The sequence below is a fragment of the Sandaracinaceae bacterium genome, assembly GCA_020633055.1.
In the GTDB taxonomy this organism is placed as follows: Bacteria; Myxococcota_A; Polyangia; order Polyangiales; family Houyiibacteriaceae; genus JADJJE01.
In genome coordinates this window covers 160,435-178,671 of sequence record JACKEJ010000016.1, presented here as the reverse complement: position 1 = coordinate 178,671, position 18,237 = coordinate 160,435, and the positions used below count along the sequence as shown (strand labels likewise).

Sequence of the window (18,237 nt, the reverse complement as noted above, 5' to 3'; positions counted from 1 at the left end):
ACGCGGGACCCTGGTTCCCGCGTCGCTATGGAGCCCGCCGCGTCGTTTGGCGTTCCACGCCGCCCGCGCCGTGGGGCATGCTAACGCCCGAGTTCTCACCATGGGACGAGGCGGCGGCGGCCGAGCTGTGCGCGCTCGTCCCCGGAGCCGAGAGCGACGCGTTCCGGGTCGCGCGTGCGGTCGAGGGCGTGCCGGGGCTCGCGTTCAAGGACCTCGACGCCGCGCTCGACGAGCTCGAGGGGCACGCGGAGGTGCGCTCGCGGCTCCGGCGCGCTTCCAACCTCGCGGTGGCCGTCGTCTTCGGTGAGCGCGCCCCACGCTGAGGACGGGTGTCGACGCGGACCGCGCTCAGGGCTGCCGCGTCAGCGTGTTGCCTGCGAGGGCGGAACCACGACCCGCACACGGCTCGTACAGCAGCTCGAGGTTCACCGCGCCGCCTCCGAGCGGCCCCGGCGCCCGCGCCCCTTGACGTCCGGCGCCTTGCAGGTAGGGTGCCGCCTGTTTTCTCGGAGCAAGAGACCGTGGCGCGTTTTATCGATGAGTTGAAGCGGACCCATTCCTGCGGAGCCCTCCGCGACACCGACATCAACGCCGAGGCGATCCTGTTCGGCTGGGTCCAGAACCGCCGTGACCACGGGGGCTGCATCTTCATCGACCTGCGCGACCGCGACGGCGTCACCCAGGTGGTGTTCGACCCGGAGCGCACGCCGGCGGAGGCGTTCAAGCAGGCCGAGCGCGCCCGCAGCGAGTGGGTCCTGGGCATCCGTGGCGTGGTCAACGACCGCGGCACCAAGGAAGACGGCACCAGCCTGCGCAACGCCCGCCTCGCCACCGGCGACGTCGAGCTGATCGCGAAGGAGGTCACCATCTTCAACAAGGCGCAGACCCCGCCCTTCGAGATCGACGACAGCATCAAGACCAACGAGGACAAGCGCCTCGAGTACCGCTACCTGGACCTCCGCCGGCCCAAGCTGCAGCGCAACCTGATCATGCGCTCCAAGCTCAACCACGAGACGCGCAGCTACTTCCACGACAACGCGTTCCTCGAGGTCGAGACGCCGTTCCTGGTGAAGTACACGCCGGGCGGCGCGCGCAACTTCCTGGTCCCCTCGCGCCTCTACCCCTCGCACTTCTACGCGCTGGCCGAGAGCCCGCAGCTGTACAAGCAGATGCTGATGGTGGCGGGCTACGAGCGCTACTTCCAGATCGTGCGCTGCTTCCGCGACGAGGACCTGCGCATCGACCGCCAGCCCGAGTTCACGCAGATCGACGTGGAGATGTCGTTCATCAACCAGGACGACCTCTTCAAGATGATCGAGGGCCTGGTGTTCCGCCTGTGGAAGGAGGTGCTCGGCATCGACCTCCTGCAGTGGTACCCGGACGGCACCTTCCCACGCCTCAAGTTCGAGGAGTCCATGCGCCGCTTCGGCAACGACAAGCCGGACATGCGCTTCGGGCTCGAGCACGTGGACCTCACCGAGCTCATGGTCGCGCACAAGGGCGGCGGCATCGGCATGCTGGAGCCCATGGCCCAGAAGTTCGCGGACGGCACGTACCGCAAGGACCTGCCCGAGGAGATCTTCAAGGCCATCGTGGTGCCCAATGGCCACGGCTTCTCGCGCAAGGACATCGACGGACTCGAGAAGTACGTCAACTCCATGGGCGCCAAGGGCCTGGCGCGCGCCAAGGTCGAGGGCGACGACGGCGCGTGGGTGCAGAGCCCGCTGGCCAAGATGGTCACGGACGAGTTCCGCCTGGCCGTGAACGCCGCGGTCGGCGCCAAGGACGGCGACCTCATCTTGTTCCAGTTCGGCCCGGAGGCGCGCGTCAACGCGGTCATGGCCAACCTGCGCATCCACCTGGGCAAGCTGCTCAAGCTCATCCCCGAGACCGGCAGCGCCGGGCAGTGGAACCTGCTGTGGGTAGTGGACCCGCCCCTCTTCGAGCGCGAGGAGGGCGGCTGGGCCGCGGCGCACCACGTGTTCACGCGCCCGCACGACGAGTGCGTGGAGCTGCTCGACAAGGACCCGGGCAAGGTGCTCTGCCACCGCTACGACCTGGTGCTGAACGGCTTCGAGATCGGCGGCGGCTCCATCCGCCTGCACGACCCCGAGGTGCAGAAGAAGGTCTTCGCGGCCATCGGCCTGAGCGACGAAGAGGCGCAGGAGAAGTTCGGCTTCCTGCTGGATGCCCTGACCTACGGCGCGCCCCCGCACGGCGGCATCGCCGTCGGCATGGACCGCATCGCCATGCTGGCCGCCGAGACCGAGTCCATCCGCGACGTCATCGCGTTCCCCAAGACGCAGCGCGCCAACGACCTGCTCACCAAGGCGCCTACCGTGGTCACCGCCGAGCAGCTGCTCGAGGTGCATCTGAAGACCATCGAGCCCAGCTGAGGCTCGCGGAGGCCGCCGAGCACGGGGCTTCGCGCCCCGCGCTCAGAGCGTGATGTCGAAGTGGCCGCGCAGCGCACCCTCCGCGCTCACGAGGTCGTCCAGGATGAGCGACGAGCGGATGAAGGGGTCCCGCTCGTTGTGCGGATCCCCCGGAAAGTAGAGCTGTGTGGTCAGCGACTGGTGCCCGCGCCCGTGCACCTCGAGGTGGATGTGCGCGGGCCGGAAGCCGCTCCCCACGCGGTAGTGCCCCGGGACGATGGTGTGCAGCTGGTAGCGACCTGCCGCATCACAGCGCAGCACGCCCCGGTGCGCGAAGCCTGCGAGGTCGTAGTCGCCAGCATCGTCTGCATGCCAGACCTCGATGACTGCGCCAGGGATGGGGCGGCAGCTCGAGTCCAACACGCGCCCCCCGAGCACGACGCGCACCCCGGCTTCGTCCGGGACTACCAGGTCGGTCCTGGCAGGTGCGCCCGCCCGGAAGAAGGGCCCCTCGATGTTGTCCTCGGTGCGTGGCGCGCAGGTCGCCTGAGCGCGTGAGAGGGCGCCGCGGGGCAGGTGGCCCAGCGCCGCAGCAGCCGTCAGGCCCGCGGTGCTGCGGAGCGCAGCGTTCAAGAAGTGTCGTCGATTCATGCGTGGTTCCCGTTCTGCGGCAGGTGCCGTCAGTTGGGAACGCACGCCGGGGGCGAGCGGCTCACGGAATCGTGCACGCTGGACGCGCGCCATCGACGCCGAGCCGCGCCCCGACGGGCCGTCCCCCTCGCCGCCCGGCACGTTTCGCGGTCGGCTGCCGATGGGCGAGTCGCAGAACGCTACGAGATCCCGGCCCCCGTACAACGGACCGTTCCCCCGCACGCCTGACAGGGGACCGCGCTGCGGTTCACGCGCGCGAGTGGGACACGTGCACCTCCACAAACCGCACAGGGCGAACGCAGCCGCCGTCGCTGAAGGACGGACGAGACCAGTATCATGGGGACGAGCACGACGAGGAACGTCCACCACGGAACGACCGAACGCAGCGCGTACATCAACGCAGCGGCCACGCAGAAGGCAACGCACCCCAGCGCCTGTCGCGGCTGGGCGCGGCGCTCCGAGCTCCAGACGCCACACGCCACGCACGCGACCGGTTCGTGTATCCAGATGCGCCGCTCCGCCGAAGCCCGTGCCCACGTCGTCCCTTCCTGCTCCAGTGTGTAGGTCTCGAGCGGGTGCGGCAGCATCACCTCCACGCCGTCGTTCCGGGTGTACGTCAGCCAATGCCCACTCGTCAGCGTGCCGGTTGGCTGCCCCGTGATGACGGCGCCCGCGACGGTCTCGTTCCAAGGCAGGCGCGGCCCACGCGCGCAGTCTCGACAGGCCAGACGGTGGATGCTGCCCACGGAGCCGACCGCTACAACGTCATCTCGGCCAGCACGAACTTGCTGCACAGGCGCGTGCTGGTGTGCTCGATGACCTCGGGGCGACCCACCATCCCGGTGAAGGTGCGCAGGCGGGTGCGCTCCACCAGCACGAACACGCGCTTGCCGCGGTTCTGCTCGATCCAGCGGGCCAGCGGCGCGGTGTCCAGGTCGACGAAGGTGTACACCCGGTTGCCCGTGTAGAAATTCTCGGCCTTCCAGTTCATCTGGAACGCCAGCAGGGGCTCCTCGGGACCCTCGCGCAGCTCGTAGTACTGCGTCATCAGCGGCTTGAGGCCCCAGTGGTCGCTCAGGTCCGAGAAGTAGACGTTGACCGTCCAGGCCGCGAACACCACCGAGAAGCCCACCAGCAGCCGGGCCCCCCAGGCACGCAGCGCGGGCACCGCCGCGAGCCCCAAGAGCACGCTGCCCACGATGCCGAACGCAGTGAGGATGGGCCGGTAGTCGAACTGCGTCGGCCACGGGCGGTTGTAGTTGTAGACGTAGAGGTGGATCAACCGCTCGTAGCCGTGCGGCCGCTGCTGCGTGACCCAGCTCATGTCGCGCGCCACGAAGGCCACCAGGCACGCGCCGCCGAGGCACGCAACGGTCAGCGGCAGGGCGAGGCGGTTCTTGGCGCGCCCCGTCTGCGACTCGGTTGCGCCGGTGCGCAGCAGGTAGAGGGCCCCTCCCGCGGCGCACAGGCCGACCGCCATCAGCAGCAGCCCGATGCCCTGGTTGCGCTGTGCGGCGGCCAGCACCCAGTCCGTGCCCTCTTCGCCGCGCGGGAGGATGCCCCGCACGTTGCCCATCATGTTGGCGAAGCCCACCACGAAGCTCAGCGGCGCGAGCCCGGCGAGCACGACTGTGGCGAAGCGCACGCGCACCGGGCGCAGGTCTTCGCCGCACATCGCGTCCAGCATGAGCCCCACCAGGATCATGGCGGGCACCACGGCCGGGAAGATGTAGTGGTGGAAGCGCGTGGCCATCGCGCTGAACAGCACGAACGCCGCGAAGAACCACAGCGCGAGCAGCATCAGGAACTGCCGCTGGTGGTACGCGCGCCCGTCGCTGGCGGACACGGCCGTGTGCTGGCGGCGCCGCAGCCACATGAACGCCACCACAGCGAACGGCAGGAGGCCGATGTACGGGAACGTCGCGAAGCCCAGCTGCAGCACGTAGTAGCCGAAGCTGCCCGGCGACGTCTCGTCCATGTGCACGCCGCGCGCGAGGCGGTTGATGTGGTCGTGGATGAGCAGCTGCTGCGTGAACGCAGGCCCGTGCCGCATGTACATCGCCACGTACCAAGGCAGGCCCGTCACGGCGAGCGTCAGCGTCCCGGGGAGGACCCTGAGCTGGCCGCTCAGCAGCACGTCCCAGCGCGTCGACGAGACGAGGTACAGCAGCGCGACGAGCCCCGGTAGCGCGAAGCCCGGGATGCCCTTGCCCATGAAGGCCAGGCCACAGAAGTAGTAGAAGCCGTACATGGCCAGCGCCTGTGCGCGGCGCTCGCGGAGCAGCAGGTAGACCACCCCGGCGAGGCCCGCGAGCCACAGCAGGCCCTGCACGCCCGGCTGAAACCACAGCTCGTTGAACACGGCCGTCTGGTCCGCGATGTCCGGGTTGCCGGGGATGCCGTCGTTGCCCGCCGAGCCGTAGAAGAACTCGTCCTTGTGCCAGGCGAAGCCGCGTGAGAACCACGTCACGTTGCGCGTGACGAGGTAGAGCGCCTGCGGCAGGACCGTCACCAGCAAGAGCCCCATGATGACGTGCTGGAACGAGAGCTCGAGCGGGCCCACCCGGTAGCGCGTGACCTCGCGGTCGGGGGACTCGGCCAGCGCGAGGCCCAACAGGCACACCGCGATGGTCATGTTGCCCACCATGGACATGTCCGTGATGGCCTGGTGCGCGAGGAAGAAGAAGTGTGGCGCGGTCGCCATGGCCAGGGCGGCGAACGCGCCGGCGCGGGCATTGAACAGGCGCTTCACCGTGCCGTAGACCACCATCAGCGCCGCGATGGACAGCAGCATGATGGGCAGGCGCACCGCCCACTCGGGGTGCAGCGGGTTCGCGTCGGGCAGGTAGTCCACGCCCAGCGCGCCCATGGCGAGCGCCTCCATCCAGAAGATGAGGATGGGCTTGGACATGAACCACTTCTCGTGGGCCCACCACGTGCTGATCCAGTCGTCGCGCGCCAGGATCTCGCGCGCCACCTCGCCGTAGTGGGTCTCCCACGGGTCCCACAGCGCGGGCATACCCAGCGTGGGGAGGTAGACCAGCCCCACCACGACGAACACGCCGAGCCCGGGGCGGGTGATGGCCGCCGGGACCAGCAGCAGGAGCGCGAGCACGATGGCGACGGTCAGGTACGCCACGTCCAGGGGGATCCCGAAGACGTCGTCGACGCGGAAGGTCTCGACGCCGAACACGAGCGCGCACGCGACGACCACGCCGAGGCTGACGGGCAGCATGATGCTCGGCCGACGGAACCACGGTTCGCCCGCCGCATGCCCGAGCGGGGACGCCGTGAACGGCGCCGCGCCGTCCGTGCGGGCGAAGCAGCCGAGCCCCGCGAGCAGTCCGAGCGCGGCCACGAGCGTGGCGAACATGCCCAGCAGCACTCCGCCCGGGGCGTGGTCGCTGTTGGACATGAGCAGGAACATCGCCGTGACGCCCAGCGCAAAGGCCGACCAGCCCAGCTGGCGCTCGCGGGGGAGCGGGGCGCGCTGCGTCGCCGGGGTGGACGGAGCGGGGGAGGGGCTTTCGGTAGTCGTGTCTGTCACAAGCGTAAGGAGGGGCCAGGGCTGCCGGTTGCCGTCACGGGAGGACTCTCCGCACGGGACGCTCAGCCGATCGGGTCGCGCGCGCGGAGCATAGTCGTGTCCGCCGCGCCTTGCACCTCCCCGGCACGGCGTCGTCCCGCGTGGGTGGCCGAGCCTCCAGACGTGGATGCCGCGGCGTTGTCTCCACGCCCAGCCAGGCTACCTTCCTCGCATGTCTGCCCCCCGCGCGCGCTCGCTCCGATCCCGGCTGCTGGCCTCCATCGTGGTGGTCGCGTTCGGCGCCGCCCTGGCGGCTTGGTGGACGGTGGGGCGCGAGGTGCGCGTGGAGACCGCGCGGGTGACGCGGGGCACCCTGGTCCGCACGGTCGTCACGTCTGGGCAAGTGGAGGCGCCACGGCGCACGACGCTGGGGCCGGAGGTGAGCGGCCGCGTCGTGAGCGTCAGCGTGGACGAGGGGCAACACGTGGACGAAGGCGAGGTGCTGCTCCAGCTGGACGACGCGAACGCGCGCGCCGCCGTGGAAGAGGCGCGCGCGGCCGTGGCCGAGGCTCAGGTGCGCCTGGCGCGGCTGCGCAACACGGGCGTGCGGGTGGCCCTCGCCGCAGAGGCCCGCGCCCAAGCTGAGGCCGACCAGGCCCAGCTGCGCTACGCGCGCACGGACGATCTGGTCAGCCGTGGTGTGCTCCCGTCGGAGCAGCTGGACGACGCGCGTCGCGCGCGGGACACCTCGGCGGCGCAGCTGCGTCAGGCCGAGGCGGAGGCCGAGAGCGCGAGCGCGGGAGGCGTTGACGTGCGGCTCACCGTCGCAGCGCTGCGCCGCACCCAAGCCGCGCTGCGCAGCGCCGAGCGGCGCCTCGAACAGACCGCCCTGCGCGCCCCCGCGGCGGGCCGCGTGCTGCAGCGCAACGTGGAGCCCGGCGAGGTGGTGCAGGCGGGGCAGGCGCTGCTCGAGTTCGTGGCAGACGGCGCCCCGCGCCTCGAGGTGCACCCGGACGAGAGCCACCTCGCGTTCATCCGGGTGGGGCAGTCGGCCCTGGCGTCGGTGGAGGCGCGCCCGGACCTCACGTTTCCGGCGAGCGTGCTGCGCATCGCCCCGGCCGTCGACGCGACGCGCGGTACGGTCAAGGTCGAGCTCGCCATCGCGGAACCGGTCCCGGACTTCCTGCTCCCGGGGATGACGGCGTCCGTGGAGATCGAGCTGGCGCGGCTGCCCGACGTGGTGATCTGCCCGGCGGAGGCCATCGAGGAGCCAGGCGGCGCCGCTCCGTCCGTGTGGGTGGTCTCGGACGGTCGCGCCGTCCGCAGGCCCGTGGCGGTGGGGCTGCGGGCGGGCGAGCTGTACGAGGTCACGCGCGGGCTCGAGCGGGGCGACCGCGTGGTCCTCGCGGCCACGGGCGTGTCGCTGGCCGCGCTCGAGGAGGGCGCGCGCGTCGACCCGAGCGAGCGTCCGACCCCCGCCACGTCGGAGGTTCGCTGAGTGCCGTTCACGTGGTTCTTGGCGCTGCGGTTCTTTCGCGACGGGCGCTCGCAGACGGCGCTCATCGTGGTGGGCGTGGCGGTCGGCGTGGCCGTGCAGGTCTTCATCACCGCGCTCATCGCGGGGCTGCAGGAGGATCTGATCGACAAGACCCTGGGCAGCTTGGCGCACGTGACGCTCGAGCCCCCCGAGGAGGTGGCCCGTCCCCTGCTGCGTCCCGACCCCGCCGAGGGCGTGTTCGTGGGGCGCGACATCCAGCGGCCCAGCCAGCGCCTGCGTTCCATCGACGAGTGGCCTGCGACGGCCGCGCGCACGCGTGAGCTGCGCGGGGTGACGGTGGTCGCGCCGCGGGTGTCGGGGCCTGCGCTGGCGCGTCGGGGGAGCGTGACCGCCACCGTGTTGCTGCAGGGCGTGCGCCCGGACGAGTACGCGCGCGTCGTGCCCATCGCCGAGAACATCGTGGCGGGCGAGTACCGCGTCGGCGGTCAGGACACCGTGCTCGGGGACGAGCTCGCCGCAGAGCTCGGCGTCAGTCTCGGGGACACCGTGCGCGTCACCGCAGGTGACGGGAGCGAGGCGCGCTTCATCGTGCGCGGCATCTTCGACCTGGGCGGCCCCGCGTCGGACTCGCAGTGGTTGCTGGTGGCGCTGCGCAGCGCCCAGGCGCTCTTGCAGATCCCCGGGGGCGTCACACACCTGGACGTGAAGGTGGACGACGTCTTCGCGGCCGAAGAGGTGGCGACCCGACTGCGCCGCCGCACGGGGCTCGCGGCCGAGAGCTGGATGGCCAAGAACGCGCAGCTGCTGTCGGCGCTTCGCTCGCAGTCCATGAGCACGACGCTCATCCGGGTGTTCGTGCTGATCGCGGTGGCGATGGGCATCGCGTCGGTGCTGGTCGTGTCGGTGGTGCAGAAGCAGGGGCAGATCGGCATCCTGCGCGCCATCGGCACGTCCCGCTCCGCCGTGTTGCGCATCTTCCTCTTGCAGGGGGCGCTCCTGGGCCTGCTGGGCGCGCTGTTCGGCTCGGGGCTCGGGGTGCTGCTCTTGGCCGCGTTCCAGGACGCGATGAGCCGGGTCCCTTCGGGGCCCACCTTCCGCATCCGCTACGAGCTGTGGGTGTTCGGTGGCGCGAGCGCGCTCGCCATCCTGACGGGCGTGCTGGCCGCGGCCATGCCTGCGCTGCGTGCGGCGCGCCTCGATCCCGCGGTGGCCATCCGCCATGGCTGACGCGCACAGCGATGGTGGCGCGCCGGTGCTGCGCTGCGAGGGGCTCGTCAAAGAGTTCCAGCCGGGGGTGCGCGTCCTGCACGGCATCGACCTGTGCATCGACGAGGGCGAGTTCGTGGCCTTGGTGGGCCCCAGCGGCTCGGGCAAGAGCACGTTCCTGAACCTGCTCGGGCTCTTGGACGTGCCCACCGCGGGCGAGCTGTGGGTGCAGGGCGCGGCCACCAGCGGGCTCGACGACACGCGCCGGACGGCGCTGCGCGGCTCGGCGCTCGGCTTCGTCTTCCAGTTCCACCATCTGCTCCCCACGCTGCGCGCCTGGGAGAACGTGGCGCTGCCCATGGCCGCCGTGCAGGGGCGCATGAAGGCCAGCATGCGCGCGCGCGCCGAGGTGCTGCTGCGGCAGGTGGACCTGGCCGACAAGATCGACGCACCCGCCGGCGAGCTGAGCGGAGGGCAGCAGCAGCGCGTGGCCCTGGCGCGCGCGCTCGTCCAGACGCCCAGCGTGGTGCTGGCCGACGAGCCCACGGGCAACCTCGACACGGGCAGCGCAGCGCGCGTCTTCGAGGTCATGCGGCAGCACCACGCCGAGGCGCGGACGGCGTTCATCATCGTCACGCACGACCTGGCCCTCGCGGCGCGCTGCGACCGCGTGGTGCAGCTCGTCGACGGTCGCGTGAGCTACGACGGCGCGGCGGGCGACGTGTTCCTGGCTCACGCCAGTCGACAGCTGCACGCCACGTAGCTGCCCCCGCGCGTTCTCACCTCACGGCAGCGGCATCCGGGGCCGAGCCCTTCGGGAGCGTGCTGCTCAGCGCGTCCAGAGGCGCCCGAGGGGGAGCGTCACCGTCGGGAACGGCCCTGCGCACACTGGCACGTCTCCCTGGAAGGCGCCCACCATGGTCCAGCGCCCATCGCTCAGCTCCAGCACCTCGAGGGTCTGCTCGGCCGGGTCCACCAGCCATGCGTGCGAGACCCCATGCGCTGCGTACACCGGGAGCTTCTTCACGCGGTCGAAGCCCGCCGTGCTGGGCGACAGCACCTCGCACACCCAGTCGGGCGCGAGCTCGAAGTACACCACGTCGGGCAGCTCGGGCATGCGCTCCCGGCGCCACCCCGCGAGGTCTGGCACCAGCACGTCGTCGCCGAAGTGGATCTCGGGCTCGTCCAGGATGACCCAGCCTCCGGGGCCCCCGCCGTCCCCCCAGCCGAGCGGAGGCTCCAGCAACCCGCCGAGCACCGACGCGCTGCGGGCATGCAGCGCCCGCGGGCGGGGCTGCAGGTTCAGCTCGCCATCCACCAGCTGCGCCACCATGTGCGCGGGCGCCTCTTGCACATCCTGGTACGTGGCGCGCTTCTCGGCGGGAGCACCCATGCCTCGGAACGTAGCATGGCCGCGGGGCGGCGGGGACCGAGCACGTTTCGCATGGGTATGGGTCACGTGAGCTGCGGCGCTGCGGTTTCGGCAGCGCGTACGCTGGCTGCACCCCCGCGCGAGGGGGTGTAGTGTCTGCTGCATGCGTGTCACGCGCCGCCTCGCCCGCCTCGCCTTGGTCCTCGTGGCCGTTCTGGGCACGGGTTGCGCGCAGCCGGTCCATTCCTGCGGCGGTGCGTTCCCCGCGCCGCCGACGACCTACTCGGACGCCGCCGCCGACTTCGATGGAGAGGGGTTCACGTGGCTGTTCGCCGAGGCCCTCGCGCAACGTGTGCCCGAGGGCGGCTGCGCCGACGCTGACGCTCGCACCGTAGAGTGCAGGACCGCGCGCGTCTCTCTCGAAGCTGTCTGGGGTGACTGCCTCGAGAAGCCACTGGACTGCGATGCGACGGTCAATGCTTTCATGGACGACGTGGTCACGGCCCTGCGCGAGCACCGGGGCTTGGACGCGGCTTCCCGTGAACACCTCCGGCTAGCCATCCGCACGCGCCCCCATGGCGAACAGGTCGCGACCTTGATCGAGGGCGCAGTCATCCGACACGTCGTGGGCGAGTTCGTCGCGATCGTCATGGTGGACTCCCTACCGATGAGCCGTGTCTACGGGGCGGCGGACGCGGGAGCGCTCGGCCTCTCGTCCGACCAGGCCCATGCCGCGGCGCTCGAGAACACCCTGGCCGAGCTGGCCCCGTTGCCCAACGGGTTCCCCCCTTCGTGCGGCAATGTGTTGACCATCAAGAACGGGTACTACTACGAGTCCACGCGCCTCCTCGATCCGCGCCTCGTCGGTGCGGTGACCACCACGCGTCCGCCACTCCTGGTCGCGCTACCCGCTTACGACACAGTGCTCATCGGGCTGGACTGCGGCGCGGATGCGAGGTTCACGATGTCCGTGACGACGGGTGTCGCGGGCGCGTCTTCCACGATTCCGCTGTCCCCGATGCACCTGCGCGTGGCGGTCGATGGCATCACGCCGCTCCCACCCTGATTCGGAACTTCGCACCGCGAGGCTGTGGGCGCGTTCAGTGCAGCGCCGACGTCGCCTCCAGGTCGAGCCCCTTGGTCTCCGGCAGCAGCGCGAACACCAGCCCCGTGGTCACCAGCGGGAAGACCGCCGTCCACACCACGACGGGCCCGTACGCGCCCGCCTGGTCCGCCAGGTAGCCCACCATGGCCGGGGCCAGCACGTAGCTCACGCGCCCGAGGATGTTGTTGCACCAGGCGAAGGCCGAGGCGCGCAGCTCGGTGGGGAAGAGCTCCGTGCTGTAGGCGTTCAGGATGGGCAGGTAGGAGCTCACGCTGAACACCGCGAAGATGAGCGCCACGGTCAGCGCTGGCAGGCTGGTGAGCGTGTAGGCGAAGTAGATGGACACCGACCCCGTGCCGAACACCAGCGCCGCGCCCCAGCGGCGGCCGATGCGGTCGATCAGGTAGCCCGCCGCGAAGTTGAGCGGCATGGCCACCACCGCGGCCTGGGCGATGGCGTTGCCCGCCTGCTGCTCCTCCAGGTGGATCTCCGCCATGGCGTAGTCCTTCCAGAAGCTGATGCCGCACTGTGCGGCGATGTACGCAAAGAACCAGATGGCCGCCATCCGCAGCACGGCCCCTCGGTAGGGGGTGCGCCAGATGTGGAACAGGCCCGGCTCCTCGCCGCCGCTCTCGGCGCGCACGGCGGCGAAGCGGGTGGTCTCCTGCATCCCCCGGCGCAGGTAGGCGAGGGCCAAGAGCGGGAGGATTCCTACGAAGTAGACCGACCGCCACCCGAAGTGCAGGGTGACGAGCATGGGCACCACGCCCGCACAGATGATGGCGCCCAGCGAGTTGAAGGCCTGGATGATCCCGATCACCGTGCCGCGCTTCTCCGCTGGGAACTCCTCCGCGGCCACCACCATGGCCAGCGCCCACTCGGCCAGCAGGAACACCTTGGCCAACAGCTGACTCAGCCCGAAGTCCCACGCGCTGACGGCCAGGCCGCTGGTGATGGTGAAGAGCGTGTAGCCCGCGATGGTGATGCCCAGCAGGCGCCGACGGCCGAAGCGGTCCGCCGCCCGCACCAGGAAGAACGCGAGGATGGCGCCGATGTTGGTGGCGCCCAAGAGCACCCCGGTCGCGGTCTTGTCCATCTCGAACTCCGCCCGCAGGTGGGGCAGCAGCTGGGTGATCGCGAAGAAGTCGTAGCCCTCGAAGAACGTCGCCACGCTCAGGAACGCGAGGAGCTTGCGCTGATAGGGGGTGAGGCCGGCCACGGGCGCAGTGAGCCACGCGCAGGGGCTCGAGCGAAAGCAGAAGTTCGCCTGAAGCACCGGAAGCGCACCGTCGCGACCCTGCTACGATCCCGGGATGGGTCTGCCTGCGCGCCTGTCCGAGTTCTTCCGGCGTAACCGAACGCGCCTCGCTCGCGTGGTCGCGGTCGTCGGGGTGCTCGTGGTCGCCTCGCGCTTCCTACCGGTCATTCCCAGGGAAGTGCAGCTGCGCTACGACCTGGGCCCTGCGCACCAGGCGGTGTCGGGCCTCGAGCTGGTCTACCAAGACGGGGACGACGACCTCGGCAGCGCCCGCTTCGGCTTCGGCGAGGAGGGGCCGCGCTTGGTGGAGCACGCCATCAGGGTGGCTCCGGGGCACTACGACGTGCGGGCCACCCTGACGGGCGCGTTCGGGTCGCAGCGCTTCGTCCGGCACTTCGAGGCCCCGGCCGACGGAGTGGTACGCATCGAGCTGTTCGACCTGGCCTTGGCCGGAACCTCGGGGCGTCGGGGGTTGTCACCATCGACGACTGAATCCGACTGTTTCGTAAACGTCCCTTGCTTGGCACCCCCGCATGGCGGTGTTAGTTTGGCACTCCGTTCCGTTTTCCGGGGGCGGGCCAGAGTCTCGCTCCCCCCCAACCATCGTGCGACTCAACGACATCGTTCAGAAAGTTAAGGTCTATCAGCCCGGCGCGGACACCGCGCTGATCGAGAAGGCCTACGTTTTCGCGGCGAAGTGTCACGACGGTCAGATGCGCAAGTCGGGGGACCCGTACTTCGTCCACCCCGTGTCGGTGGCGGGCATCATCGCCGAGATGAAGCTCGACGTGTCGAGCATCTGCGCCGCCCTGCTGCACGACGTGGTCGAGGACTGCGGCATCACCGACGCGCAGCTGAAGGCCGAGTTCGGAGACGAGATCGCCTTCTTGGTGGACGGCGTCACCAAGCTCGGCAACATCAACTTCGCGTCCAAGGAAGACCTCCAGGCCGAGAGCTTCCGCAAGATGGTCGTCGCCATGGCGCGCGACATCCGAGTGCTCGTGGTCAAGTTGGCCGACCGGCTCGACAACATGCGCACGCTCGAGCACATGAAGCCGGACTCGCAGGAGCGCATCGCCCGCGAGACGCTCGAGATCTACGCCGCGCTCGCGGCCCGCCTCGGTATCCAGTGGCTGCGCATCGAGCTGGAGGACCTGGCGTTCCGCTACCTGCACCCGGTCGACTACGCGCGCCTGGACGAGCAGGTGTCCGCCATCGCGAAGGACACGGACAAGCTCATCGGGGACGTCGTCACACGGCTGCGCAAGATGCTGCTCACGCGCGGCTTCGCGGTGGACGTGACCGGGCGCCGCAAGAACCTCTACTCCATCTGGCGCAAGATGAAGCGCTCGGACTGCGAGTTCGAGCAGGTGCAGGACTTCATCGCGTTCCGCGTGCTCGTCGAGAACGTCTCCGACTGCTATGCGGCGCTCGGCGTGGTGCACTCCGAGTGGACCCCCGTGCCCGGGCGCTTCAAGGACTACGTCGCGCTCCCGAAGCCCAACATGTACCAGTCGCTGCACACGACGGTCATCGGTCCCGGCAACCGCCGCGTCGAGGTGCAGATCCGCACCCACGAGATGCACCGCACCGCGGAGCTCGGCATCGCGGCGCACTGGCAGTACAAGAGCAACACGGGCGGGCTCGAAGCCCGGGACGCGGCGCGCTTCGCCTGGCTGCGCCAGCTGATGGAGTTCCAGAAGGACGTGGCCGACCCGGCCGAGTTCTACGACTCGGTGCGCGGTGACCTCTTCCCCGAGGAGGTCTACGTGTTCACGCCCCAGGGCGACGTGAAGACCTTCCCACGCGGCGCCACGGCGCTGGACTTCGCCTACGCCGTGCACACGGACCTCGGACACCACTGCCACAGCGTGCGCGTCAACGGCGCCATCGCCCCGTTCCGCCACAAGCTGCGCAACGGGGACGTGGTGTCGGTGGAGACCCGCAAGGACCAGCACCCCAGCAAGGACTGGCTGGACCACGTCGTCACCGGCAAGGCCCGCGCCCGCATCCGCCAGTACCTCCGAGAGCGCGAGCGGGAGCGCAGCGTGCGCCTGGGCCGCGAGCTGCTCGAGCGAGAGGTGCACAAGCGCGAGCTGTCGTTCTCCAAGTTCCTGAAGGGGCCCCAGCTCAAGAAGACCCTCGACCACTTCAAGATGCAGTCCGCCGAGGAGCTCTTCGCGGCGGTGGGCTACGGGCGCGTCTCCGTCGCCAGCGCCGTCGAGGTCATCGCGCCCGAGGCGTCGTCCGAAGAGCGCAAGAGCCTGGAGCCCGGCCTCATCGAGAAGACGATGCGGCGCATCCAGCCCAAGACTACCGACGAGGGCATCCTCATCGAGGGTATGGACGGACTGTTGGTGCGCTTCGCCAAGTGCTGCAACCCGGTGGCAGGCGACAACGTCACGGGCTGGATCACCCGCGGCCGCGGCGTGACGGTCCACCGCCGCGAGTGCCCCAAGGCCATGGAACTGGACGCGGCGCGCAAGGTGAACGTCGCCTGGGCCAGTAACGCGCGCATGGACCTGCCCGTGGATATTCGCGTGACGACAAACGACCGACAGGGCATCCTGGCGCTGGTCTCGGGTGTGTTCACGGACCACAAGCTGAGCATCCGCGAGGCCAATTGCCGGTCCGAGACCACGGACCGGGCGGTCAATGTCTTTCATGTTCATGTGGCCGACGTAAAGCAGCTCCGAACAGTCATGCGGGATATCGAGAAGCTCACCGGCGTCATGGCCGTCGAGCGGATCTAGGGCGAGCCAACACGTCGCGCGGAGAGAGTGCCTGGTGTCCATCAGCGTCGACAGATTGCTGGACAGCGTCGATACGCTGGATGAGCTCGACCTCGAGGAGATGGAGCCCACGCGCGTCATGTCGTCGTTCGAGGACGGCTTTTTCTTCGCGGACCGCTTCAAGGTGGACGAGGTGCTGGGCAGCGGCGGCATGGGCACGGTCTACGACGCCCGGGACATGCAGACGGGGCACCGCGTGGCGCTCAAGGTCCTCAAGAAGACCAAGGCGTCAGGCGAGTCCGAGGAGCGCTTCCGGCGCGAGGCCGAGATCCTGGCCTCCATCCACCACCCAGGCATCGTAGGCATCCACGGCTTTGGTGCTGCACCCGACGGAACGCTGTGGCTGGCGATGGAGTACCTGAAGGGGCACACGCTGCGCGAGCACGTGGCCAATCACGGGCCGATGAACCCTGCGGAGCTGTGCCCCGTCATCACCGCCACGTGCGCCGCCCTCACTGAGACGCACGCCCGTGGGATCATCCACCGGGACCTCAAGCCGGACAACATCTTCCTGACCTCTGCGCGCCCGCCACAGGTGAAGATCCTCGACTTCGGCCTGTCGCTGTCACTCAGCAGCAAGAAGCTCACCGCCACGGGGACGGTCATTGGCACGCCGCGCTACATGGCGCCCGAGCAGATCAAGAGCGCCCACGCGGCGGGCGCTCCGGCCGACGTGTACGCGCTGGGGGTCATCGCCTACGAGTGCCTGGCCGGTCAGTCGCCCTTCGCAGCCAGCGACCACGGCCAGCTGCTGGGGGCGATCCTGACGGGCCGCACCCAGCCGCTGGCGGACCTGTGTCCCGACTACCCCGAGGCGCTCGCGGAGTGCCTGCGGCGCGCCATGCACCCCGACGTCGCGCAGCGCTACGCCACGCCCGAGGAGTTCGCCGTGGACTTCGCGGACGCGGCGTCCATCTATGCGGCCGTCGCGGCCACGCCAGCGCCCGCTGCAGTCAGCGGCAAGCCCACGGTGCGCATGCCCATCCCCGCGGCGGAGGTCGACGACCCCGGCCGGCGCTCCAGCAGCCCGCGCTTCTCGTCACCTGACGGCTATGCGGCCGCCGCGGAGCCGAGCGGCAAGGGCGCCCGCGGGAAGGGCGGGGCGCTGGTGCCAAGCAAGGCGAAAGAGCAGCCCCTCCACGTGCCCACGTGGATGATCCCCCTCGTGGTCCTGGGCGGGGCGGCCATCATGGCGGTCGGCGCGGCCATCGCCTACTGGTGGATGCGCTGAATATCGCTGGGCTGCGCGCGTCCGAGCCCCGGGCTTCGCGTTTCGTGCGAGGATTGCTACCCTCCCGAGCGGAGACTTCGTCAATCGAGAAAGTGGGCACCATGGTTGGGATCGAGAGCAAGCCGAGAACGGGGGCCGTGATGTGCACGGCGCTGGCACTGGCCGCCGTGATGAGCGGCGCGAGCGACACCGCGCTCGCTCAGCAGTCCATGTTCGGCGGCGCCAACCTGACGTCTGGCTTCATGCCGGACCCCCACGTCCTGCAGGGGCAGAGCGGTGGCCAGGTGGACGCCAGCGGGGTGAACCCCGAGTGTCGTGGGTTCATCTCGCCGCACCCCAGCCACATCATCAATCTGCGGGGCAACTTCCGCTGGATGCGGATCTTCGTCGAGGCCGCGGGCGACACGACGATCATGATCCAGACGCCGCAGAACACGGTCATCTGCAACGACGACACCTACGGGCTGAACCCCGCCGTGGAGCAGGCCTGGGGCCCCGGGATGTACCGCATCTGGGTCGGCAGCTACCAGCAGGGCACCGCCGTGCCGTACTCCCTGAAGCTGACCGAGATCCCCAGCGTGGTGCCCGGCTCGAGCGGTCAGCAGGTGGGGCCGCAGCCCATGCCCATCCAGCCCAACCCCAACCCGAATCCCGGACCCACGCCGCACCCCGGCCCTGGTCCCACGCCGCAGCCGGCGGGTCTGACCATGACGGTGGACGCCATGCAGGGGAACGGCACCCCTGGCTGGATCGACGCCCGGCTGCGTCCGGACCCGGCCGTGCTCGAGGGCGCAGCGGGTGGCACCATCCGGGCTCAGGACGCGGCCGAGCCTTCGTGCCGCGGCTACGTGCAGAGCATCCCGGACCACATCCTCTACGTGCAGGGCAGCGCGCGCTATCTGCGCCTGTACGTGGAGGCTGCGGAGGACACCACCATGGTCATCCGGACACCGGACGGCCGCTGGCTGTGCGACGACGACGGTGGCGGCAACCTGCAGCCGATGTTGCAGCAGGACAGCTGGCCGCCAGGGCAGTACCTGGTGTGGATCGGGACCTACAGCGCCCGCGGCACGGGGACCGTCCCCTACCGGCTCATGGCCACGCGCCAGCCGCCCGCGGGGGCGGCCCCCAACCCGCCCCCCGGTCGCGGTCGCTCGCGTCGACGCTGACGATATCTCGTCGCGCTGCTGGGCAGGGGCTCACGGCGCCCTCTCTGCCCACGT

The 18,237-nt window shown here is 70.1% G+C and carries 14 protein-coding genes; 10 read left to right on the top strand and 4 right to left on the bottom strand.

Going from position 1 to position 18,237, the window contains the following annotated elements:
* Positions 1–77 precede the first annotated feature (77 nt).
* Together H6726_31470 and aspS are read left to right on the top strand one after the other, a co-directional pair.
* Positions 78–323, top strand: a complete 246-nt coding sequence (locus H6726_31470; GenBank protein ID MCB9662204.1) for a hypothetical protein — start codon at positions 78–80, stop codon at positions 321–323.
* 198 nt (positions 324–521) lie between these two features.
* Complete coding sequence (aspS, locus tag H6726_31465; GenBank protein MCB9662203.1) at positions 522–2,396, top strand: aspartate--tRNA ligase; 1,875 nt, start codon at positions 522–524, stop codon at positions 2,394–2,396.
* Positions 2,397–2,438: 42 nt separating this feature from the next.
* On the opposite strand, the gene H6726_31460 is transcribed toward aspS, so the two are convergent.
* Together H6726_31460 and H6726_31455 are read right to left on the bottom strand one after the other, a co-directional pair.
* Positions 2,439–3,026 carry an intradiol ring-cleavage dioxygenase gene (locus H6726_31460; GenBank protein ID MCB9662202.1) on the bottom strand — a complete coding sequence of 196 codons (588 nt, stop codon included), beginning with the start codon at positions 3,024–3,026 and terminating at the stop codon, positions 2,439–2,441.
* A gap of 757 nt (positions 3,027–3,783) precedes the next feature.
* Positions 3,784–6,573, bottom strand: a complete 2,790-nt coding sequence (locus H6726_31455; GenBank protein ID MCB9662201.1) for a glycosyltransferase family 39 protein — start codon at positions 6,571–6,573, stop codon at positions 3,784–3,786.
* A 211-nt stretch (positions 6,574–6,784) separates the two neighbouring features.
* Between H6726_31455 and H6726_31450 the strand changes: the two genes are divergently transcribed.
* From H6726_31450 to H6726_31440, 3 genes are read left to right on the top strand one after another with little or no spacing between them, the layout of a single operon-like run.
* Complete coding sequence (locus tag H6726_31450; protein MCB9662200.1) at positions 6,785–8,050, top strand: efflux RND transporter periplasmic adaptor subunit; 1,266 nt, start codon at positions 6,785–6,787, stop codon at positions 8,048–8,050.
* Complete coding sequence (locus H6726_31445) at positions 8,051–9,277, top strand: ABC transporter permease (protein MCB9662199.1); 1,227 nt, start codon at positions 8,051–8,053, stop codon at positions 9,275–9,277.
* Positions 9,270–10,019 carry an ABC transporter ATP-binding protein gene (locus H6726_31440; GenBank protein MCB9662198.1) on the top strand — a complete coding sequence of 250 codons (750 nt, stop codon included), beginning with the start codon at positions 9,270–9,272 and terminating at the stop codon, positions 10,017–10,019. Before H6726_31445 ends, H6726_31440 begins: the two co-directional genes overlap by 8 nt.
* 66 nt (positions 10,020–10,085) lie before the next feature.
* Here the strand turns inward: H6726_31440 and H6726_31435 are convergent, their stop codons facing one another.
* Positions 10,086–10,649 carry a Uma2 family endonuclease gene (locus tag H6726_31435; protein MCB9662197.1) on the bottom strand — a complete coding sequence of 188 codons (564 nt, stop codon included), beginning with the start codon at positions 10,647–10,649 and terminating at the stop codon, positions 10,086–10,088.
* 142 nt (positions 10,650–10,791) lie between these two features.
* Here H6726_31435 and H6726_31430 point away from each other — a divergent pair, with 142 nt between their 5' ends.
* Positions 10,792–11,694: a hypothetical protein gene (locus H6726_31430; GenBank protein MCB9662196.1), complete on the top strand. Its 903-nt coding sequence runs from the start codon at positions 10,792–10,794 to the stop codon at positions 11,692–11,694.
* A gap of 34 nt (positions 11,695–11,728) precedes the next feature.
* Here H6726_31430 and H6726_31425 read toward each other — a convergent pair whose 3' ends face one another.
* Positions 11,729–12,952, bottom strand: a complete 1,224-nt coding sequence (locus H6726_31425) for an MFS transporter (protein ID MCB9662195.1) — start codon at positions 12,950–12,952, stop codon at positions 11,729–11,731.
* Between the two features lie 94 nt (positions 12,953–13,046).
* Here H6726_31425 and H6726_31420 point away from each other — a divergent pair, with 94 nt between their 5' ends.
* From H6726_31420 to H6726_31405, 4 genes are all read left to right on the top strand, one after another.
* Positions 13,047–13,628 (top strand): hypothetical protein, encoded by a 582-nt coding sequence (locus H6726_31420; protein ID MCB9662194.1) that lies wholly within the window; start codon positions 13,047–13,049, stop codon positions 13,626–13,628.
* Complete coding sequence (locus H6726_31415; protein ID MCB9662193.1) at positions 13,594–15,744, top strand: bifunctional (p)ppGpp synthetase/guanosine-3',5'-bis(diphosphate) 3'-pyrophosphohydrolase; 2,151 nt, start codon at positions 13,594–13,596, stop codon at positions 15,742–15,744. Before H6726_31420 ends, H6726_31415 begins: the two co-directional genes overlap by 35 nt.
* A 34-nt stretch (positions 15,745–15,778) precedes the next feature.
* Positions 15,779–17,014 carry a serine/threonine protein kinase gene (locus H6726_31410; protein MCB9662192.1) on the top strand — a complete coding sequence of 412 codons (1,236 nt, stop codon included), beginning with the start codon at positions 15,779–15,781 and terminating at the stop codon, positions 17,012–17,014.
* 101 nt (positions 17,015–17,115) lie between these two features.
* The gene (locus tag H6726_31405; GenBank protein ID MCB9662191.1) at positions 17,116–18,183 is read left to right on the top strand and encodes a hypothetical protein; all 1,068 of its coding nucleotides are present in this window, start codon (positions 17,116–17,118) and stop codon (positions 18,181–18,183) included.
* Positions 18,184–18,237: the final 54 nt, after the last annotated feature.

Coding starts and splice junctions, on each gene's coding strand:
- H6726_31440 (MCB9662198.1), top strand. CDS start 9,270: ATGGCTGACGCGCACAGCGATGGTGGCGCGCCGGTGCTGCGCTGCGAG.
- H6726_31460 (MCB9662202.1), bottom strand. CDS start 3,026: ATGAATCGACGACACTTCTTGAACGCTGCGCTCCGCAGCACCGCGGGC.
- H6726_31435 (MCB9662197.1), bottom strand. CDS start 10,649: ATGGGTGCTCCCGCCGAGAAGCGCGCCACGTACCAGGATGTGCAAGAG.
- H6726_31450 (MCB9662200.1), top strand. CDS start 6,785: ATGTCTGCCCCCCGCGCGCGCTCGCTCCGATCCCGGCTGCTGGCCTCC.
- H6726_31430 (MCB9662196.1), top strand. CDS start 10,792: ATGCGTGTCACGCGCCGCCTCGCCCGCCTCGCCTTGGTCCTCGTGGCC.
- H6726_31405 (MCB9662191.1), top strand. CDS start 17,116: ATGGTTGGGATCGAGAGCAAGCCGAGAACGGGGGCCGTGATGTGCACG.
- H6726_31470 (MCB9662204.1), top strand. CDS start 78: ATGCTAACGCCCGAGTTCTCACCATGGGACGAGGCGGCGGCGGCCGAG.
- H6726_31420 (MCB9662194.1), top strand. CDS start 13,047: ATGGGTCTGCCTGCGCGCCTGTCCGAGTTCTTCCGGCGTAACCGAACG.